The organism is Leptospira fainei serovar Hurstbridge str. BUT 6, assembly GCF_000306235.2.
GTDB lineage: Bacteria > Spirochaetota > Leptospiria > Leptospirales > Leptospiraceae > Leptospira_B > Leptospira_B fainei.
This window is the reverse complement of sequence record NZ_AKWZ02000002.1, coordinates 438,519-456,099: the sequence shown is the minus strand read 5'-3', so window position 1 is coordinate 456,099 and position 17,581 is coordinate 438,519. Positions and strand designations below refer to the sequence as shown.

Here is a 17,581-nt window from a genome sequence, read left to right as displayed (position 1 = left end):
TTTTTTAATGGGAATATATCGAGTTACGGATCCGAATCACTCGGCATCGGCGAAGAGTCGAATAAACGCGGATGCTTATCGGACCTTATTTTGAATTCGGATCCGGTGACTTTCCAGAATTGCCATGCTGTCGAGATTGTAATCGGCTGCTAAAGCGAGGCGAGTTTCCTTTCGTTTTCCGGAAAGTTTATTCGCCCCTCTTTCAAGCAGAAGTCCGTTAATGGTTCTGGCAGCAGATTCGACTAACTCGAATGCCACTTCATCTTTATCCTCTCCGTTTTCGAGCGATGTGTAGATACCATAATTTATTTCTAATTTCTCTTTTACTTTAGAAAGCAATGGGCTACTTGGGAAGTTTGCGATTTCCTCGTCCAAATATTGCCTTAAATGCCCTTTGAGACTTAAACCCGAAACAACACCGCCGATTGCGGCGACTATCTGTAATTGAGTTGTCCCTTCATAAATGTTGGTGATTCGCACGTCCCGGACGATTCGAGAAATATCGTAATCATACGTATATCCGGCGCCCCCGTGAATTTGCAATCCATCATACGCGATTTTGTTCGCTTGTTCGGTGATATAGTATTTAGAGAGCGGGGTGAAGAGGTTTGCCAGCTTTTCCCATTTGCGAATGGTTTCGTCCTTCTTAATTTCTCTTTCATCGACACCGGCTTCTTTGAGATGCTCGGATTTCCAATGATATAGATCGATAGATCGGGAGGCTTCTTGCAGAATGGCTCGCATCGCGGCGATTTCTCTATCCATCGATTCCAGCATTTTTCTGACGGCGGGAATGTTCTGAATTTTCTTTCCGAACTGTTCACGCTCTTCGGCATATTTTTTTGCTTCGTAGTAGGCCGCAGTTCCAATCCCTAGGGCTTGAGCTGCGATCGAAAGTCTGGCTCCATTCATCATCGCCATCGAGTATCGTACTAAACCGTAACCTTCCTCTCCTATGAGAATTCCCGATGAATTCTCATAGACCACCTCGCATGTCGGCGAACAATGAAGTCCCATTTTCTTCTCTATCCCGGCGATTTGAACATCGCCGCTTTTTACTAGAAAAAAAGAAAGTCCCCTTGCTCCGCTCGTCGGACTGCCGGTCCTAGCAAGAGTTAGAATGACCGAAGGAATATTCCCGAACCCGCAACCGTGAGTAATGAATCGTTTCGCTCCGGTGATTTTCCATGTTCCGGAAGAGTCTTTGATTGCCTTAGTTTGTAGATTCGGAAGATCGGAGCCATAGTTAGGTTCGGTTAAGGCCATTGCGCCGCAGAGGTCGCCGGTCGCCATTTTAGGAACATATTCCCGGATCATTTCTTCCGATCCAAAGCGTTCAATCGTCTCCGCTAGATTCATACAACCGATTGCGATCGCAAATGCCCCGTCCGCCCGGGAAAAAATTTCCATAAGCATCGCTTGAATCGTGGCCGGAATTCCTAACCCTCCGAATTTGCGTCCGATGGAGTAGGGTAAAATACCTGCCTCCTTCACTTTTGTTAAGCCTTCTATCATGGCTCGAGGAAAGATGACTTTACCGTCAGAATACTTTAAACCTTCCGCATCCATTTCTTTCGCTTTCGGTGCAATTTCAAGTCCCGCAATTTCACCTGCGGACTCTAATATGGATTTATAATATTCTACCGCTTCTTGGACGGAACTCGGGGCCATTGCCAATTCCTCCGCACCTGTGCGCTCGAATTCTTTATGGTCTTTGAATCCTTGCTCGAAAGACTCTACTATTTCTTTCCAGTCTATAATCGACTGGACTTGTTGCGATAAATCTTCGTTTTCTATGAAGTAATTGTTTTCGATCATTTGCGCGCCCCCGTTCGTTTAAAATTGAACGTACGAATTTACTTGATACTTCAATAAAACTTGGTTATGCTACTTCTAATTTAGGCAAAAGTAAATTCCCTGTTTTTCTTTTTTTATTCGAATTTTTCAATCGTATGAAAAGAAAGAACGATGTTTGTTAAAGGATAGGGCATTATTCGTGTGGGAGCTCACACATAGCTTTTGCAGGAAAAAAATGTTGCCGTAAGCCCAGTTATGTGATCAGGAGCCGGAACTAGTGACTTTGCGGGGTACCGCCGATCCGGCCCCCCTCCCAGGCGGGTGTACGTCCTGGAACATAGGTAACACTTTAGACCGGAGACATGGGTTACACTTTCAAAGTCCTAGATATTTTCTTTGTGTTCTCATTCAAATAACCTATTTTCACAAACAGGAATTTTAAAATAGCATGGCCGAGCATAAAAAAAGCCGCCTTTCGGCGGCTTTCCGGGTATTTCCCGATGGATTTGAATAACTATCTTATTTAGATCCAGAAAGAGCTTTCTTAAGAGCTTCTTCTGCAGCAATAGCTTGTTTTTCTAATTCAACAGGATTGGAATGAACGATCGGAGAAAGTCCAGGAGTTCCAGGAACGCCTAAAACGCCGACAGTAGCAACGAACGATCCTTTCACTTCACCTGGTTTGTAGGTAGTGAAAGAAATTCTGTATAAACCGCGAACTAAAAGTTTTTTGGTGTCGATGTTTTTCAACTCTTCCAAGCTTTTGGGAATGCTCGGAATGGTGATCCGAGTAAGAGAGTTGTATTTTGCGTGACGCTCTTCATGGTAAGTGTCATCGCCGTCATCATCATCTTTCAGTTTTTGAACGGCCGGTTTTTTAGAAGCTGCTTCGATTTGGTCTGGCATTATTGCTGCCATACGCTCAACACGGATCCAAGTATCGAACCAGTTCGGCATACTTTTTTCTTCCGGAGTTGCAGCTTTGAAGCTATCACTCACGATGTCGGAAGAACTTGGTTCACCGATTTCGCCGGTAGGGGAAATCATACGAACACCGATTTCAGCAACTGCAGCAGGAACCCAAACATATAGATAATATGCTTTTTTATTTCCGTCTACAATTCCGTCACTTTTTTGACCAGGCTTGATGAATCCCCAGTAGTTAACAGTTTCAGAATAACCTAACATCGGTTTTGGAGCTGCAACGCCCGGAACTGACGGAGCACTAAATCCGGTGTCTGGGAGTGGCATGGAGCTTTTAAGAGATGGTAATCCGCCATGGCAAGCAGTAAAGCTGGCAAGAATTGCAGAAACCATAAGAATCAAAGACTTTTTCATTCGGGAGACTCTCCTTGGTATGGATTGCTCACACTAAGGAACCGTTTTGTTTTTGTAAATCGAATTAATAATTTTTTGTTTCTACGGTTTTTGGCGGCGCAAAAAGATAAAATATGTTCGCGGATTTTTAAACAATAAAAAATTGAATGAACGATGTAAAAGTCAGGAGGCTTTAACGAGTAGTTAGGTGAAATTGAATTATAGGATTACCGACCGCGAAGGTTTCGAAATAAGAAAAGATTTCGCAAAAAGGGCCGGGAAACTTCTTGCGTGATGAGGTTAATAGAGCGTATTATTTCCTGGAAATCCAGTCAATAAACCAGTCCCAAAGATCCAATAACCAGGCCCAAAGTCGTCCTAAAAAGCCGGTATAAGAATATCGTTGCAAGAGTTTTCGAACTCTATCCTGTTCTTCGGAGGAGAAAGGTAAGCGGACATTATTTTCTTCCGCCTCAATCATGATTCGTTCCTTTTTGCTTTGAACGTCAACGATTCTCACATCCACATATTCCCAACCGAGAGACTTAACGCACTCAAGCCGTCTTTCCCCGGAAACCAGTTTATTGTCTAAATCGATTATGATCGGATGTAAGAGACCTAAAGTTTGAATAGAAGTGCGAAGGCTTTGGAGGTCACCTAAATCCTTGCGAATTCGATTTTTGACCTTGATATCGGAAACCCGAATTTTCATCTCAGAAAAGGTTTTTCTTCCTTGGGAAATCCTACAAATCAATTTCAGAACGATCGCTTTAAATTTGCCTCATGGGCGGAAAGACTCGAAACTTCGGGATCGGATTCACTTGACACCGTCAGGTTCCGGAGGTTTTTAGTTTTATGGCGGGATTGTGAATTCCGCCCAGATAGAATTAGTAGGAATTAAGCCTAATGTCCCTGAAAGACTTTATCTTCACTTCGGAATCGGTCTCGGAAGGCCACCCCGACAAGGTCTGCGATCAAATTTCAGACGCTATTCTCGACGCGTATCTCGCACAGGATCCGAAATCAAGGGTTGCCTGTGAATCTTTGGTGACGACCAACCTCGTCGTAGTTGCCGGCGAAGTGACTAGCAAAGGAAAGGTGGACGCCGCCGAAATCGCCAGGGACGTGATCCGTGATATAGGGTATACCGATATAACTATGGGATTCGATGCCGATTTCGCAGTCGTCTCGACTCATATACACGCACAAAGTCCTGATATTTCTCAGGGTGTTACTGAAGGGGAAGGGCTCTTTAAAGAGCAAGGCGCTGGTGATCAGGGGCTGATGTTCGGTTTCGCGATCAACGAAACTCCTGAACTTATGCCGATGCCTATTTACTATTCTCACGAACTAGTCAAATATCTTGCGCAGATTAGACATGCAAAGAGATTCGCTTGGCTTCGTCCTGATGTGAAATCTCAAGTTACCGTCGAATACAAGGACGGAAAACCGGTTCGCGTGGATACGGTCGTTATTTCGACTCAACATACGCCCGATGTAAATCACAAGACGATCGAAGAAACCGTGATTGAGGAATGTATTAAGAAAGTAATTCCCGCAAACTTTTTGAAAGACACGAAATTCTTTATTAATCCAACCGGTCAATTCATCATAGGCGGACCTCATGGAGATACCGGTTTGACCGGTCGTAAAATTATCGTGGATACTTACGGCGGTTACGGCCGTCACGGCGGGGGAGCTTTCTCCGGAAAAGATCCTTCCAAAGTGGATCGTTCCGCAGCCTACATGGGCCGTTATATTGCTAAGAATGTTGTAGCTGCCGGACTAGCTTCGCAGTGCGAGGTTCAATTAGCGTATGCCATCGGAGTCGCCGAGCCGGTTTCCGTTCACGTTGATACGTTCGGTACTGGAACGCTTCCCGAGGCGGAGATCGTAAAACGGATTCGCGCCAATTTTAAACTCACTCCTCGTGGAATTACCGAATCGCTCAAACTTCTGGAAAAAGGAAGAAAATACCGCGAAACGGCTGCTTACGGTCATTTTGGTCGCAGCGGAGAAACGTTTACCTGGGAAAAAACCGACAAAGCAGAGGCTTTGAAAGGCTGATGGGCGCTCCTTCCGTTTCCACTTCCGACCAAAAGGCTACCCGAGACGGGTACGGAGACGCTCTGCACGAATTGGGAGCGGAACGAAAGGACATTGTCGTCTTGGATGCGGACCTTTCCGGTTCGACCAAGACGAATAAATTTGCCAAAGCTTATCCGGATCGATTTTTCAATATCGGAGTCGCGGAGCAAAATTTAGTGGGGCATGCGGCCGGTCTTGCTTTGGCCGGCTACGTACCGTTTGCCTCTTCCTTTGCGATGTTTTTATCCGGAAGAGCTTGGGAAGTCGTTCGTAATAGCGTAGTTTACCCATTTTTGAACGTTAAACTAGTCGCTTCTCACGGAGGGATTACCGTCGGGGAAGACGGTGCATCTCACCAATGTATCGAAGATTTTGGAACCATGAGAGTCATTCCGGAAATGGTCGTGATTTGCCCGTCGGACTATAACGAGACTAAGCAAGTAATTCACGCGATCGCAGATTATAAAGGCCCCGTTTATGTAAGAGTTGGACGTCCTAACGTGCCTCTAATTGAACGGGAAAATTATAAATTTGAAATCGGTAAAGCGGAGGTAATCCGCGAAGGTAAGGACGTCCTAATTATCGCCAACGGGGTTCTCGTAAACGAAGCGATGATCGCCGTGAAAGAATTGGAATCATTAGGCGTACAGGCGACTCTATTGAATATGGCGACGATTAAACCGATCGACAAGGACGCTATTTTAAAATATGCGAAACTTTGCGGTGTTGTCATTACTTGCGAAGAGCATAATGTGGTGGGCGGACTCGGATCTGCAGTTAGCGAATTTCTATCCGAAGAATATCCGGTTAGAATCCTAAAATTAGGAATGAAAGATACCTTCGGAAAATCGGGAACCTGGTCGGGATTGCTCGACTATTTTGGTCTAAGAGCCAAGAATATAGTGGAATTAGCCCGGAAGGCGATTCAATTAAAATAGCCCGCATTTCTTCTGAAGTAAAACGCTAATCGACCCGAGGAAAACTTCGGGTAAGAGTTAAAAATGTCCCAGACACCCGTCATTGAAGAGACTACAGTGGAGGACCCGGCTAAAACAGGCGGTCCGTGGAAAGTAGTACTCTGGGACGACGACGAACATACCTATGACTATGTGATCGAAATGCTAATGGAAGTCTGCACGATGACTATGGAGCAAGCGTTTCGTCACGCAGTAGAAGTGGATACCCAAAAGAAGACGGTCGTTTTTGCGGGAGAATTCGAACACGCTGAACATGTTCAGGAACTTATTTTGACTTACGGACCCGACCCAAGAATGGCCGTCTCAAAAGGTTCCATGAGTGCAACATTAGAGAAATCTTAATTCTTTCTAGTCTTCGGCGATTCAGAGCAATTTTTCATAAAAATCCCATTCATCTCCCGCGATGTAGGTTGTAGGTGGATTAAATTAAAGCTGCGGCTTTTTCTCGATTGTGACTTTAGGAAAAACGACGGAATTAGATAATTCCGTCGTTTGAAGCAATTTACCACTTTTTCTTAACGAGAATTTTTCTTTCGATTTCGAAAATCTTTTCCGGAAGTTTTTCTTTTCCGAGTTTCTTCTTATCGTTTTCCTTTAAGAAAAGTTCTTGGCCAAATTTTTCAAAGGCTTCGTTTGCTTTGATATTTTTCAAGCCGATGAACTGAATATGAACTTCTCCCGCGGAAATTCCGAATTCGTTTCCTCTATCTTTCACAGCGAGGATTCTTGAGATTGCTGTAACGGTATCGCCGCTGATCGAAGGTTGTGTATGATATCCTTCCGTAAATCCCAAATCCCAAAGAACATTTTCCGTAGTGTCCCGTGATGCCAATCCGCATAACCAGGCGAACACAAGTCCGCCGTAAACAACAGGATCGCCGCCCATCGGTCCGGAAATTCCGGCGGAATACAGCCTATCATAATGCAATGGGTGAGTGTTTCCCACTCGATAGGTCCAAGGGAAGTGCTCGTCGGTAATGGTTCTTCCATTTTGGTGAATATAAATTTGTCCTGCTTCGAAATTTTCGAAGTAAGTATCCGACCAAGTAGCCGTCTCGAAACCTTTCGGGAGTTTTAAATTCGGTAATTCGATTTCAGGATGATTTGTTTCTGGAAAGAATGCTTCTTTTACGACAGGCTTTGGAGTTCCTTTCGGTTTTCCATTGGAATGATAGATCATGATCTTTCGTTCGTACTGTAGGACTAATTCCCTATTTTGGTTCAAGCAAATCGTACGTACATGAACGATTCCCGGTTTATCCGGACCTTTATCGTCCACTTTCAATACTTTAGTTTTTGCGGATAGAGTATCGCCCGGATAGACCGGTTTTAGAAATTGAACGTCGTAATAACCTAAATTCGCGAGAGCTTTTTCGGAATCATTTTGTACGCCCAGCGAAAGAGCGAGGTTGAAAACCATTAACGGAGAAATTAATAAATCTTTAAATCCGTGCGCTTGAGCATAAGGTGCGGAAAGAAAAAGCGGATTTGCTTCCATAAACGTGGTTGCGAATTCCTGAGCAAACGCCCTATCGATGGTGAGTTCCCGGGGATGTTCAAAGATCGCGCCTTCGGTAAATTCTTCAAGATAACGTCCGTAGATTCCCCTTTTGACCTTACCGGTATCCACCGGAGTTTTAGGTGCCAGTTCCGCGAAGGGGGTGGTTGGAATTTTTGCCATGGAGCTCCTGCCTTTTTCTTTAATTTTTCCTAGGATTTCCGCATTGGGTCCCCCGAAAAGGCTTTTTCACAACCTTCCTTTGAAATAGCTTTCGAGTAATTCCCTTGATCCGTATCTTAATTCTCCTCCGAGAATTTCCATTTTAGGAAGATCCGGATTCGTATCCTTTTCCCCGAACATGTGGTTCCAGGTATTTACGAATAGAACCGGTCGCAAATTTCGAAATTCTATTTGGGTCGGTTTTAGAATGGAATCGTAATGTTCTACCGGATCTTGTAAAAAAATCTGACCCGCCGAATAAACGTTGGTAAGATCGATTTCGGAAAGGTTTCCATCCGGATTCAATTTTACGCGAATCGATTCTATATCGGCAGTGCGCCCATACTTGAATCTTCTATAAATTCTGTATATTACGTCCTTCAAAGTGTGCGGGTGAACTTCATCTTGGAATACATACGTAATTCTTAATTCTACTCCCGATGGAGTAATTTCGCTTTTGCAATACGTCGTCAGTAATCCGTTTCCGGCGAGGATATCTTTTTCGGGTTGAACTAGGATTGGAAGATTTTCCCCATTGCAAGGGCCGTCCGCAAGAGGGAACTTCGGCAAACTCGGACCGGAACATTCGAGTAGCAATCCTATGCACAATAAAATAAGAATGCTCGGATTATTCATAATGAGGACTCTCGACGGAATTGGAATCGATGATTCAAGCTTTGTCAAGATGATACCGCAAAAAAGGATGCGGCTTTTCGAGGTTTTATGGATTCTGTTCTTGATGGACAAAACTCTCCCTTTTCGTGAATTCCCGAATGTGCCTTTGGAAAATCTAAAAGATTCGATTCGTGCAAGAATTTCCTCTTCTAAAGAACTGTTATCACGATTGTTACTTCAGGATTCGCCTACCTACGATTCCTTAATAAGACCGTTAAACGACTCTCTTCAGGATCTTCATTTGGATTTTACAGTATTGTCTCATCTGAATAGCGTTAAGAATAACGAAGAGTCTAAGAGCAATTATACGGAGATTCTACCCGAAATAACCGAATTTTATTCCGATCTCGGTCAGAATGAGCAACTCTTTCACGCATATACTGCGATTTTGAACCGTGAGAAAGATACATTGAACCAACCTCAAAAGAAGGTACTGGAAGATGGGATATTACAGTTTAAATTAGGCGGAGTGGGGCTGCCGCCGGAACGTAAGAAGCGTTTGCAAGAGATCCAACTTCGTCTTTCCGATGTGGACAATCAATTTTCTCAGAACCTTCTGGATGCTACTAATGCCTACGAAATGAGAATCCAATCGGAAGAAGACGTTAAAGAAATCCCGGAATCGGATAAAGCTTTATACAGGAATGCGGACGGATCTTACTCGTTCACGCTACAATACCCTAGTTATATTTCCTATATGACGTACGGTACGAATCGAAATAAGCGGGAGGAATTGTATAAAGCGTATGTTACGAAGGCGCCTCAGAACGGTAAACTGATAGAGGAGATTTTGGCTTTAAGAGACGAAGAAGCCCTCCTGCTCGGCTATTCCAACTATGCGGAACTTTCCCTGGCGACGAAAGTCGCGGATTCTCCAAAGACGGTGTTGAATTTTTTAGAGGAATTAGGAAAGAAGGCGAAGCCGTTTGCGGAAAGAGAATTTAAGGAGTTATCGGGGTTCGCAAAGACGCTGGGAATCGACGATCTGCAAGCTTTCGATACTTCTTACGTGTCCGAGAAGTTAAAGAAGCAGTCGTATGATTTTGACGAAGAGGAGACTCGGCCATATTTCGAAAAAAATTCGGTCGTGAAAGGCGCTTTCGAATTCTTTAGAAAGTTACTCGGTCTCGAGTTAGTAAAAATCGACGCTCCAACTTGGGATCCGAAAGTGGAAGTCTATCAGTTGAAAAGCGGGTCCCAAGTTCGCGCACAGTTATACTTGGATCTTGAATCTAGAAAAGATAAACAAAGCGGCGCCTGGATGAATAATTGGGCTTCCCGGAACAGATTGCCGCAAGGAATCGCGCTGCCAACAGCATTCGTTGTCTGTAATTTTCCACCCTCTAAGGAAGGATCTCCTTCTTTATTGAAGCATAGCGATGTTGTGACTCTATTCCATGAAATGGGTCATACCCTGCATCATATTTGCACGAAGGTGGAGGAACCTCCCGTTAGCGGCATCAACGGGGTCGAGTGGGACGCGGTGGAATTTCCATCGCAATTTTTGGAGAATTTTGCGTACGAACCTCAGGTTCTGCAATTCTTTGCGTTTCATTATCAAACGAAAGTTCCCATGCCGCAGGACTTAGTCCATAAATTGAAAACGACTAAAAATTTTCTGGCCGGGTTAGGAGTGTTGCGTCAGCTAGAATTCGGAATTTTTGATATGCGAATTCATATCGGAAAACATACGGAAGATGAAGTGCAGAAAATACTCGACGAAGTACGCAAAGAGGTCGGTATTTTGCAGCCGCCTTCTTATAATAAATTCCAAAACGGATTCTCACACATTTTTTCGGGAGGTTACGCTGCGGGATATTATAGTTACAAATGGGCCGAACTTCTGGCAGCCGACGCATTCTTCGCGTTCTTAGAAAAAGGAATTTTTGACGCCGGACTCGCGGAAAGTTATAAAAGTAATATTTTAGAAAAGGGCGGTTCCGAAAACGCCATGAGTTTATTCCGAAAATTCCTGGGTCGAGATCCTAAGCCGGAGGCTCTACTGCGGCTATACGATTTAGTCGCTTAATACAAGTGTTATAGCTTTTAATCGGGAATTTTCGACGGCAAAAACTCCCCTATGAAAAAGAATGCGTCGATCGTCCGATGCTTGGGAATTTAGGAAAGATTCTTGCGGAAATTCTGAAGCAGTTGCTCAGTTCCCGAAAGCAGAAGCTCGATCTGATCCGAATCGATATTATAGACGACGCTGGTCTTTAAAGAGTCCTTAAAGGCCCCCGCGTCGATTTTTTTTTGGTCATAGCTGTCCTTAAGGAAGTTATACCAACCTGCGAGGATTACTTTCAGGTGAGGAAGTTCTTTGATGGGGACGGAAATGACTTTCTCTGCTTCCATAAGGCCACTCGAAGGTTAATTTCAGAACGGCGCGAGTCAACCAGATTTTTTGAAATCGAATACAACTTGAGTTTTATACGAATTCAAACCTGAGATTTTGAAAATCAGATCGCGTCGCACAATAAATTACGGGTGACCCGTAATTTGCGAAAGGGTTCCCTTATTTTCTACTTCTGCGTAAAGCTTTCATAATCGTCGCCCTAGCTTTTTCCACCTTAGCAGGCCCAGGGAGAGAATTCATCATCTCTAAATAAGCCTTTAAACCGGGTAATTCTTCTACGGGACAGGGGGAGATCCATTCGCTTAAATTATCGATGACGAGGGGGAGTGTAGCGAATGCGGCGGAGTCCGCGGCGGTAAATTCTGATCCCGCGATAAAAGGAGAGAATTTTACCACTCTGGCTAATGCCGATGTGGCTCTTTGCAGTGCACTTCGGACCTCCTTGATTGCATCGGTAGGAATGGATTCTTGCTTTAAACCGGGCGTATAAACTCTTCTTGCGGGGGTATCGATATAATTTTCTATTATCGTAATTATGGATCTGACTAAAGCCGCTTCTATCGGATCTATCGGAAATAGTTTCTTCGAATCCGGGAAGTTCGCCTCGATGAATTCGATGATCGCCTGAGATTCGAAAAGATAGTTTCCGTTAATTTCAATATATGGAATCTTTCCCATCGGGCTTCTCTTTAAAAATTCTTCGTCCTGGGAATAAGGAGTTCTTATTTCTTCGAATTCGATGTTCTTTTCCAATAAGAAGAGTTTTACTTTATTGGAGTAGTTGCTGATAGGATATCCGTATAAACGTATCATAGGTTATCGGATCCTTTAAGGAGAAATCGGATCGTAAAGCTTTTTTCTTCAGTTGGCTGGACCAACTAATCGATAAGTCGAATTTTTATTCTTTCCCCGCTTTCTAATTTCGCATATTATTGCCTTCACGCCTGGAATTGTAAGGCGGCTTTAGGAGAACTTATTCGATGAAAAAAACGGCCATAATAACCGGAGCAAGTACCGGGATCGGTTATGAAATAGCGAAATTGGCGGCGTCCGACGGATACGATTTGATACTCGTAGCCAGAAATGCGAAAACGTTGGCAAAAGTGAAAAAGGAAACTGAATCTTTGGGTGCAAAAACGGATTTTCTTGCACTCGACTTATCGGATCCAAAAAGCCCGAAGAAGATCTACGATTTTGCGAAAAAGAAAAAAGCGATAGTGGACCTTCTCGTAAACAATGCCGGATTCGGCACGAACGGTCGTTTCGATACGTTGGATTTAACTCAGGAATTATCCTTGATCCAAGTGAACGTGACGTCCCTCGTCGCACTGACTCATTTGTTTTTGAAGGACATGGTCGATAGGCATTCCGGAAAAATACTAAACGTGGCTTCGACCGCCGCATTTCAACCGGGTCCGTTGATGACGAACTATTATGCGAGTAAGGCGTATGTGCTTTTTTTCTCGGAAGGAATTTCCGAAGAATTGAAGAAGGTGGGAGTCACGGTAACCTGTCTCTGTCCGGGACCGACGAACACTGAATTTTTTAAAAGAGCGGAGATGGATAATTCTGCGCTCTTAAATAGTCCTATGGTTCCTAAAGCAACTCCTCATGATGTCGCAAAACTGGGATACGAGGCGGTAAAGAACGGGCGGGCAGTCGTTATTTCAGGTTTTGCTAATAAAGTTTTGGCACAATCCGTAAGGATTACTCCGCGTTTTTTGATCCGGAAAATTGCGAAGATTTTCAATACCGTAGGATAATTTAAGTTTCGGCGAGGTTTGATAATGGGAGAGTCGATTATAGATTTAGCGGTTCCGTTCTTTTTGATTCTTATATTGGTCGAAGCTTATATCGGAAGAAAGAAAAACGTTTATCGTTGGAACGATACGATCACCGATTTAGGTACCGGCATACTCTTCTCTCTTACGGGAGTTTTTGTGACTCTTGGATCGCTTTGGATCTACGAACAAGTTCGAGTTCATTTTTCGATTCAGCATCTTTGGGGTTTTTCGGAGCTTCCCGTAGGATCTCCCATAATTCGAGGAGTGGACGGCTGGGAATTTCGGTGGGCTGAGACGATATCCTGGTTACTGATTCTCTTGGCCGTCGATTTTATCTACTACTGGTTTCATAGAGCAACGCACGAAGTTCATTTTCTTTGGGCTTGCCACGTTACCCACCATTCCAGCGAGGAATTCAATTTATCGGTGGCATTGAGACAATCCAGCTTTCAAAGAATTTTCGAATATGCGTTTAATCTTCCGCTTGCAATAGCGGGAGTTCCTTGGTGGTCGCTTTTACTTTGTCAGGGGATTCTCAAGATATATCAATTTTGGGTTCACACACGGCTGATTGGAAAGCTAGGTTGGGTGGAGCAGATCTTTCTAACGCCTTCGCACCATAGAGTGCACCATGGAAGAGATCCGAAGTATTTGGACAAAAACCACGGTGGAATATTAATCCTTTGGGATAAATGGTTCGGAACGTATGCGGAAGAAACGTCCGAGCCGGTATACGGTCTAACTACTCAGTTAGGGACCTTCAATCCATTGACTGCGAATTTGCACATTTATCGAGATTTGTGGAATTTGATACGTCTTGCCCCGAATTGGAAAGATAAGTTTCTTCTTCTTGTTCAAAAACCGGATTGGAGACCGTCCTCATTGGGGGGAACAAAGGAGATTCCTCCGATCAGTCGGGAATTATTGCAAGTTTACGATCCGCAAATTTCAAGAGAGAGAAAAGTATATGCGATCGCGCAATTTTTTATTTTGGCGATCCTTACTTTATCGGCTCTAAGGTTTTTTAAGAAAGGAATTCTCGGTATTGAAATTTTCCTGCTCGCTTCGCTCTGGATTACTTTCTCTTTCTATACAATAGGCATTCTGCTGGAAGGGAGAAAGAAAGCGATCGTATGGGAATCGATTCGTCTTGCGAGTCTTCCGATCCTTGTCGGTTACGCGTGGATTAAATTCGGTATTTGATTTTCTCGTTTTGTTCGTATATAAAACTAAATGATTCGCGCTCATATCAATCAAACTTAACGGTTCATTTTTGAACCGCAACGACTTGCTATCTAGAGGGGGACGGAAAAAACTAGGCCAAGCGTAGGATAATCCCTATAGCGAAATAGCCGAAGGAGAAACACCTCTTGCAATCAACCCTACAATTTGATCTTCCGGAAGAGCTCTTACAATTACGCGATTTAGTTCGCGATGTCGTGCGAAAGGAAGTCGTTCCTAACCGTATGCACTACGACGAAAATAACGAATACCCGAAAGCCATTCTGCAAAAATTTAAGGAAGCCGGTTTATACCAAGCTTTGTTCGATGAGGAACATGGCGGATTAGGATACGGTATGATGGGCGGAATCATCCTAGCCGAGGAAGTCTCTTGGGGATGTTTAGGTGTGAACACTGCATTTACTTCCACGAAGCTAGGCGCGCTTCCGATCGACGTAGGAGGAACAAAAGCCCAAAAAGATAAATGGTTACCTCTATTAGCTTCCGGTGAGAAGACTGCGGCGTTCGGATTATCGGAACCGAATGCAGGATCCGACGTTCCTTCTATGACGACTGTCGCCGTAAAGAAGGGCGATCGATATGTACTAAACGGAACCAAGCAGTGGATTAGTAGCGCCGGACAAGCCGATATTTATACCGTTTTTGCCATGACGGACAAGGACCGCGGACCTAGAGGAATTTCCTGCTTCATCATCGAAAAGGGAACGAAAGGATTCTCATTCGGAAAAAAAGAAGATAAGCTTGGAATTCGCTGTTCTGAGACTCGACAATTGATCATGGAAGATTGCGAAATCCCGGAGGAAAATCTTTTAGGCGGAAAGGAAAACCAAGGTTTTCTACACGCATTCAAGACTTTGATTCTATCGCGTCCCGCGGTTGCCGCAGGCGCGGTCGGGGTCATGCAAGGAGCATTTGACGCAGCTATCGATTATGCCCGTCAAAGGGAACAATTCGGAACTACGATTGCATCCTTTCAAGCGATCCAACATATGCTTGCAGACATGGCGATTAAGATAGAAGGATCTCGTTTACTTACTTATAAAGCGGGCGTATATGCGGAGTCGATGCATAAGGATGCGGCAAAATTCTCGGCAATGGCAAAATGTTACGCGTCCGATTCCGCTGTACAAGTCGCTTCCGATGCCGTTCAGATTTTCGGAGGATACGGCTATACCAAGGAATATCCGGTGGAAAAATATTATCGTGATGCGAAGATTCTTCAAATTTACGAAGGAACGAGCCAAATCCAAAGGAACGAAATAGCAGCCGGTCTAATCAAGGATGCCGCTTCGAAAACTAAAAAAGGGTAAACTCCGATTTTGACTTGATGCCAATCGGCATCGAGTCAATCTTCTCCCTTCAATTACGAATTTAAGGAGAAAGAGTGGGCATTCTCGAAAGTACAATGGAAATTGGAAAAGGCTCTATCTTTCTTAGAAGCTTTATATTCCTACTATCTTTCCATGCTGTCCCGGTCTTAGCCTTTGATACTTTCAAAATTCCGTCGACCGGGATCCCGCTAAGTAATCACTCGGAAGTTTGGGTCGATTTTAGTCGTTCGACCGAATATCGCCAGGTATTGGAGAACGCCGAATTTCAACCCGTTTTATCTTCCTCCTTCGGCTATAATTCGTCGGCTTACTGGTTCTCGATTCCGATCGAGAACTCGAGTGACGAAACTCTTTCCTGGGTTTTAGAAATTCAGTACGCTTACATCGATAAAATTGACGTATACCAAGCTTCGGGAAATTCCGAACCGATTTATCGTGCCGGAGATTCCATTCCTTTCAAAGAGAGACCGATCTTTTATCGGTATCCGAGTTTTCCCTTCGAAACCCCGCCGCATTCCAAGGATCGCATACTGGTTCGAATTGAAACGACTAGCGCGGTAAATTTCGCCGCCTTTGCATATAAACGTCGGGATTTTTTTTCCAAAGTGAATTCGGAACAAATTCTGGAAGGGCTGTATTTCGGTGCGATCTTGGTTATGGTATTATATAATCTTTTTCTTTTTCTTTCTACAAAGGAAAAGATTTATTTTGCATTTTCCACGTATGTAGGCGCTGGAATTTTCATTCAATGGGTTATGTGCGGCTATGCCTCGCAATTTTTTTGGCCCAACGCCACGACTTGGGCGAGTCAATGTGTTACGTCGTTTATGTTTCTGTCGGTCGCAACAGCAGCGGATTTTATTCGAACCTATTTTGATACGAAGAGACGTCATCCTCGATCCAATATCCTGATTTTAGGCGTCGTTTATGCTTCCGCTTTTTTAACTGTAACGGGATATTTCTTGCCTGTTAGAGTCGGTTTGGCTTTATATTTTCCGATCGCTTTTTTGGGATTGATCGGTCTCTTCTTAGTCGGGTTTCAGAATTTATCCAGAAATTTAAGATATGCTTCCTTCTTTTTAGGAGCTTGGTTTGCGCTTATCATCGGAACATTCTTATACTTATTAAAGTTTTCGGGAATACTTCCGCATACGATCGGAATCGTAAACTGGGGAGTTGAGATCGGCTCCGTATTGCATGTGTTACTGATCGCGATGTCGCTTGCGGATCGAGTAAACGAACTTTCTATAAATCTAACGAACAAGGTCGGAGATCTAAACGAAGCAAAGCACGCGATCGAACAGTCCGAAATGCGTTTTCGAAATTTATTCGAAGGGGCGGAAGAACTTTTACTTACTTTAGATCAGGAGGGAAAGATACAGGATGCCAATCGAACCTTATCGAGATTGACCGGACATCGTCCCGCCGAAGTAAAAGGAAAGAGTCTGCTGGATCTAATATATTCTCCCGAAGGCCCGGAAGGTTCCTTGAATCTGTTCCTGGCGAAGGAAAAATTAGAGGAGCATCTCAAGCTCAAAAAGACGGTCGAGTTTCATTCCGAGTTCAGTCAAAAATATGTTATGGAACCTAAACCGGTAAAAATTCGATTACAATCTTTCGACGCGGAAGGGAAACGAATGGTTTTAGGAAAGGTTTCCGAAATCTCGGAAGATATTCTTTCTAGATTTTTGCAAAGCGAAAGTATGAATTTTACCGTGAACAATTATCTTAGGAACGCCGATATCTTAAGTCGCCAATTAACCGCAAATTTGACGCAATTCGTGGGTTCCGAGGTCGTGACGGCGGTTCGTATTTGTCTACGCGAAGTTCTGATCAATGCGATTGAGCACGGAAATCTCGGTATCAGCTTTGATGAGAAAACGGATGCGATGAAATCCGGAAATTATATGGAGTTCATCCAAAAGAGACAAAAGGAGGTCTTTTACGGGACTAGATCCGTAAAAGTCGCATACTCGCTGAATTCGAAACGAATCGGGTTCGAAATTTATGACGAAGGGGACGGATTTGATTTTAAGAAAATCCTGAATCTGGACGGCGAAAAACTGAACGAGCAAAGTTATACTCATGGTCGCGGAATCATGATGACCCGGAAAGTCTTCGATGTGGTTAAATTCAACGACAAAGGAAATAAAGTGCTTTTGATCAAATATTTGCAGAAACCCTTAAAATATAAAAGGGAACCCTCATCCTTAGATACATAAAAGTTCCCTTTAATTTCAAGAGTCCGAGAAAAATGAGCGATAGGTTCCGTTCGAAAAGGTATTGACGACTTT

Annotated in this window: 15 protein-coding genes; 8 read left to right on the top strand and 7 right to left on the bottom strand. The window is 43.8% G+C overall.

Annotated features, from left to right (window positions below; all coding sequences use genetic code 11):
- Positions 1 to 75: 75 nt before the first annotated feature.
- The 3 genes from LEP1GSC058_RS03520 to LEP1GSC058_RS03510 form a co-directional block, all read right to left on the bottom strand.
- Positions 76 to 1,818 (bottom strand): acyl-CoA dehydrogenase family protein, encoded by a 1,743-nt coding sequence (locus LEP1GSC058_RS03520; protein WP_016547983.1) that lies wholly within the window; start codon positions 1,816 to 1,818, stop codon positions 76 to 78.
- A 498-nt stretch (positions 1,819 to 2,316) separates the two neighbouring features.
- A complete protein-coding gene (gene lipL32, locus LEP1GSC058_RS03515) occupies positions 2,317 to 3,135 on the bottom strand; it encodes a major surface lipoprotein LipL32 (RefSeq protein WP_016548168.1) in 819 nt (272 codons plus the stop codon).
- 292 nt (positions 3,136 to 3,427) lie between these two features.
- Entirely contained in the window at positions 3,428 to 3,826 is a 399-nt protein-coding gene (locus LEP1GSC058_RS03510; RefSeq protein WP_016548262.1) for a ParB N-terminal domain-containing protein, read from the bottom strand.
- Between the two features lie 194 nt (positions 3,827 to 4,020).
- Here LEP1GSC058_RS03510 and metK point away from each other — a divergent pair, with 194 nt between their 5' ends.
- From metK to LEP1GSC058_RS03495, 3 genes are all read left to right on the top strand, one after another.
- Positions 4,021 to 5,181, top strand: coding sequence for a methionine adenosyltransferase (gene metK, locus LEP1GSC058_RS03505; protein WP_016548091.1), 1,161 nt, complete (start codon positions 4,021 to 4,023; stop codon positions 5,179 to 5,181).
- On the top strand, positions 5,181 to 6,140 hold the full coding sequence (locus tag LEP1GSC058_RS03500; protein WP_016547911.1) for a transketolase family protein: 960 nt from the start codon (positions 5,181 to 5,183) through the stop codon (positions 6,138 to 6,140). The genes metK and LEP1GSC058_RS03500 overlap by 1 nt, the downstream gene beginning before the upstream one ends.
- 63 nt (positions 6,141 to 6,203) lie before the next feature.
- Positions 6,204 to 6,521, top strand: coding sequence for an ATP-dependent Clp protease adaptor ClpS (locus LEP1GSC058_RS03495; protein ID WP_010418671.1), 318 nt, complete (start codon positions 6,204 to 6,206; stop codon positions 6,519 to 6,521).
- Between the two features lie 160 nt (positions 6,522 to 6,681).
- Here the strand turns inward: LEP1GSC058_RS03495 and LEP1GSC058_RS03490 are convergent, their stop codons facing one another.
- Positions 6,682 to 7,860 (bottom strand): MaoC family dehydratase, encoded by a 1,179-nt coding sequence (locus LEP1GSC058_RS03490; protein WP_016547902.1) that lies wholly within the window; start codon positions 7,858 to 7,860, stop codon positions 6,682 to 6,684.
- Positions 7,861 to 7,926: 66 nt separating this feature from the next.
- On the bottom strand, positions 7,927 to 8,535 hold the full coding sequence (gene lsa23, locus LEP1GSC058_RS03485; protein ID WP_016547975.1) for a surface adhesion protein Lsa23: 609 nt from the start codon (positions 8,533 to 8,535) through the stop codon (positions 7,927 to 7,929).
- Between the two features lie 103 nt (positions 8,536 to 8,638).
- On the opposite strand from lsa23, the gene LEP1GSC058_RS03480 reads away from it, so the two are divergent.
- Positions 8,639 to 10,603, top strand: a complete 1,965-nt coding sequence (locus LEP1GSC058_RS03480; protein WP_051133758.1) for a M3 family metallopeptidase — start codon at positions 8,639 to 8,641, stop codon at positions 10,601 to 10,603.
- A gap of 89 nt (positions 10,604 to 10,692) precedes the next feature.
- On the opposite strand, the gene LEP1GSC058_RS03475 is transcribed toward LEP1GSC058_RS03480, so the two are convergent.
- On the bottom strand, positions 10,693 to 10,929 hold the full coding sequence (locus tag LEP1GSC058_RS03475) for a hypothetical protein (protein ID WP_016548133.1): 237 nt from the start codon (positions 10,927 to 10,929) through the stop codon (positions 10,693 to 10,695).
- 160 nt (positions 10,930 to 11,089) lie between these two features.
- A complete protein-coding gene (locus tag LEP1GSC058_RS03470) occupies positions 11,090 to 11,743 on the bottom strand; it encodes a glutathione S-transferase family protein (protein ID WP_016548199.1) in 654 nt (217 codons plus the stop codon).
- A gap of 167 nt (positions 11,744 to 11,910) precedes the next feature.
- Here LEP1GSC058_RS03470 and LEP1GSC058_RS03465 point away from each other — a divergent pair, with 167 nt between their 5' ends.
- The 4 genes from LEP1GSC058_RS03465 (at position 11,911) to LEP1GSC058_RS03450 (ending at position 17,509) form a co-directional block, all read left to right on the top strand.
- Positions 11,911 to 12,693, top strand: coding sequence for an SDR family NAD(P)-dependent oxidoreductase (locus tag LEP1GSC058_RS03465; protein ID WP_016548287.1), 783 nt, complete (start codon positions 11,911 to 11,913; stop codon positions 12,691 to 12,693).
- Positions 12,694 to 12,717: 24 nt separating this feature from the next.
- Complete coding sequence (locus tag LEP1GSC058_RS03460; protein ID WP_016547820.1) at positions 12,718 to 13,917, top strand: sterol desaturase family protein; 1,200 nt, start codon at positions 12,718 to 12,720, stop codon at positions 13,915 to 13,917.
- A gap of 167 nt (positions 13,918 to 14,084) precedes the next feature.
- Positions 14,085 to 15,266, top strand: coding sequence for an acyl-CoA dehydrogenase family protein (locus LEP1GSC058_RS03455; RefSeq protein ID WP_016547873.1), 1,182 nt, complete (start codon positions 14,085 to 14,087; stop codon positions 15,264 to 15,266).
- Between the two features lie 95 nt (positions 15,267 to 15,361).
- Positions 15,362 to 17,509 carry a 7TM diverse intracellular signaling domain-containing protein gene (locus LEP1GSC058_RS03450; protein ID WP_016547956.1) on the top strand — a complete coding sequence of 716 codons (2,148 nt, stop codon included), beginning with the start codon at positions 15,362 to 15,364 and terminating at the stop codon, positions 17,507 to 17,509.
- Positions 17,510 to 17,581 lie beyond the last annotated feature (72 nt).

Bases quoted from the DNA above. Each gene is read 5' to 3' on its own strand.
- LEP1GSC058_RS03500 (WP_016547911.1), top strand. From the start codon at position 5,181: ATGGGCGCTCCTTCCGTTTCCACTTCCGACCAAAAGGCTACCCGAGAC.
- LEP1GSC058_RS03460 (WP_016547820.1), top strand. From the start codon at position 12,718: ATGGGAGAGTCGATTATAGATTTAGCGGTTCCGTTCTTTTTGATTCTT.
- LEP1GSC058_RS03465 (WP_016548287.1), top strand. From the start codon at position 11,911: ATGAAAAAAACGGCCATAATAACCGGAGCAAGTACCGGGATCGGTTAT.
- LEP1GSC058_RS03475 (WP_016548133.1), bottom strand. From the start codon at position 10,929: ATGGAAGCAGAGAAAGTCATTTCCGTCCCCATCAAAGAACTTCCTCAC.
- LEP1GSC058_RS03480 (WP_051133758.1), top strand. From the start codon at position 8,639: ATGGACAAAACTCTCCCTTTTCGTGAATTCCCGAATGTGCCTTTGGAA.
- LEP1GSC058_RS03470 (WP_016548199.1), bottom strand. From the start codon at position 11,743: ATGATACGTTTATACGGATATCCTATCAGCAACTACTCCAATAAAGTA.
- LEP1GSC058_RS03495 (WP_010418671.1), top strand. From the start codon at position 6,204: ATGTCCCAGACACCCGTCATTGAAGAGACTACAGTGGAGGACCCGGCT.
- lsa23 (WP_016547975.1), bottom strand. From the start codon at position 8,535: ATGAATAATCCGAGCATTCTTATTTTATTGTGCATAGGATTGCTACTC.
- LEP1GSC058_RS03450 (WP_016547956.1), top strand. From the start codon at position 15,362: ATGGAAATTGGAAAAGGCTCTATCTTTCTTAGAAGCTTTATATTCCTA.
- LEP1GSC058_RS03490 (WP_016547902.1), bottom strand. From the start codon at position 7,860: ATGGCAAAAATTCCAACCACCCCCTTCGCGGAACTGGCACCTAAAACT.
- lipL32 (WP_016548168.1), bottom strand. From the start codon at position 3,135: ATGAAAAAGTCTTTGATTCTTATGGTTTCTGCAATTCTTGCCAGCTTT.
- LEP1GSC058_RS03510 (WP_016548262.1), bottom strand. From the start codon at position 3,826: ATGAAAATTCGGGTTTCCGATATCAAGGTCAAAAATCGAATTCGCAAG.
- LEP1GSC058_RS03520 (WP_016547983.1), bottom strand. From the start codon at position 1,818: ATGATCGAAAACAATTACTTCATAGAAAACGAAGATTTATCGCAACAA.
- metK (WP_016548091.1), top strand. From the start codon at position 4,021: ATGTCCCTGAAAGACTTTATCTTCACTTCGGAATCGGTCTCGGAAGGC.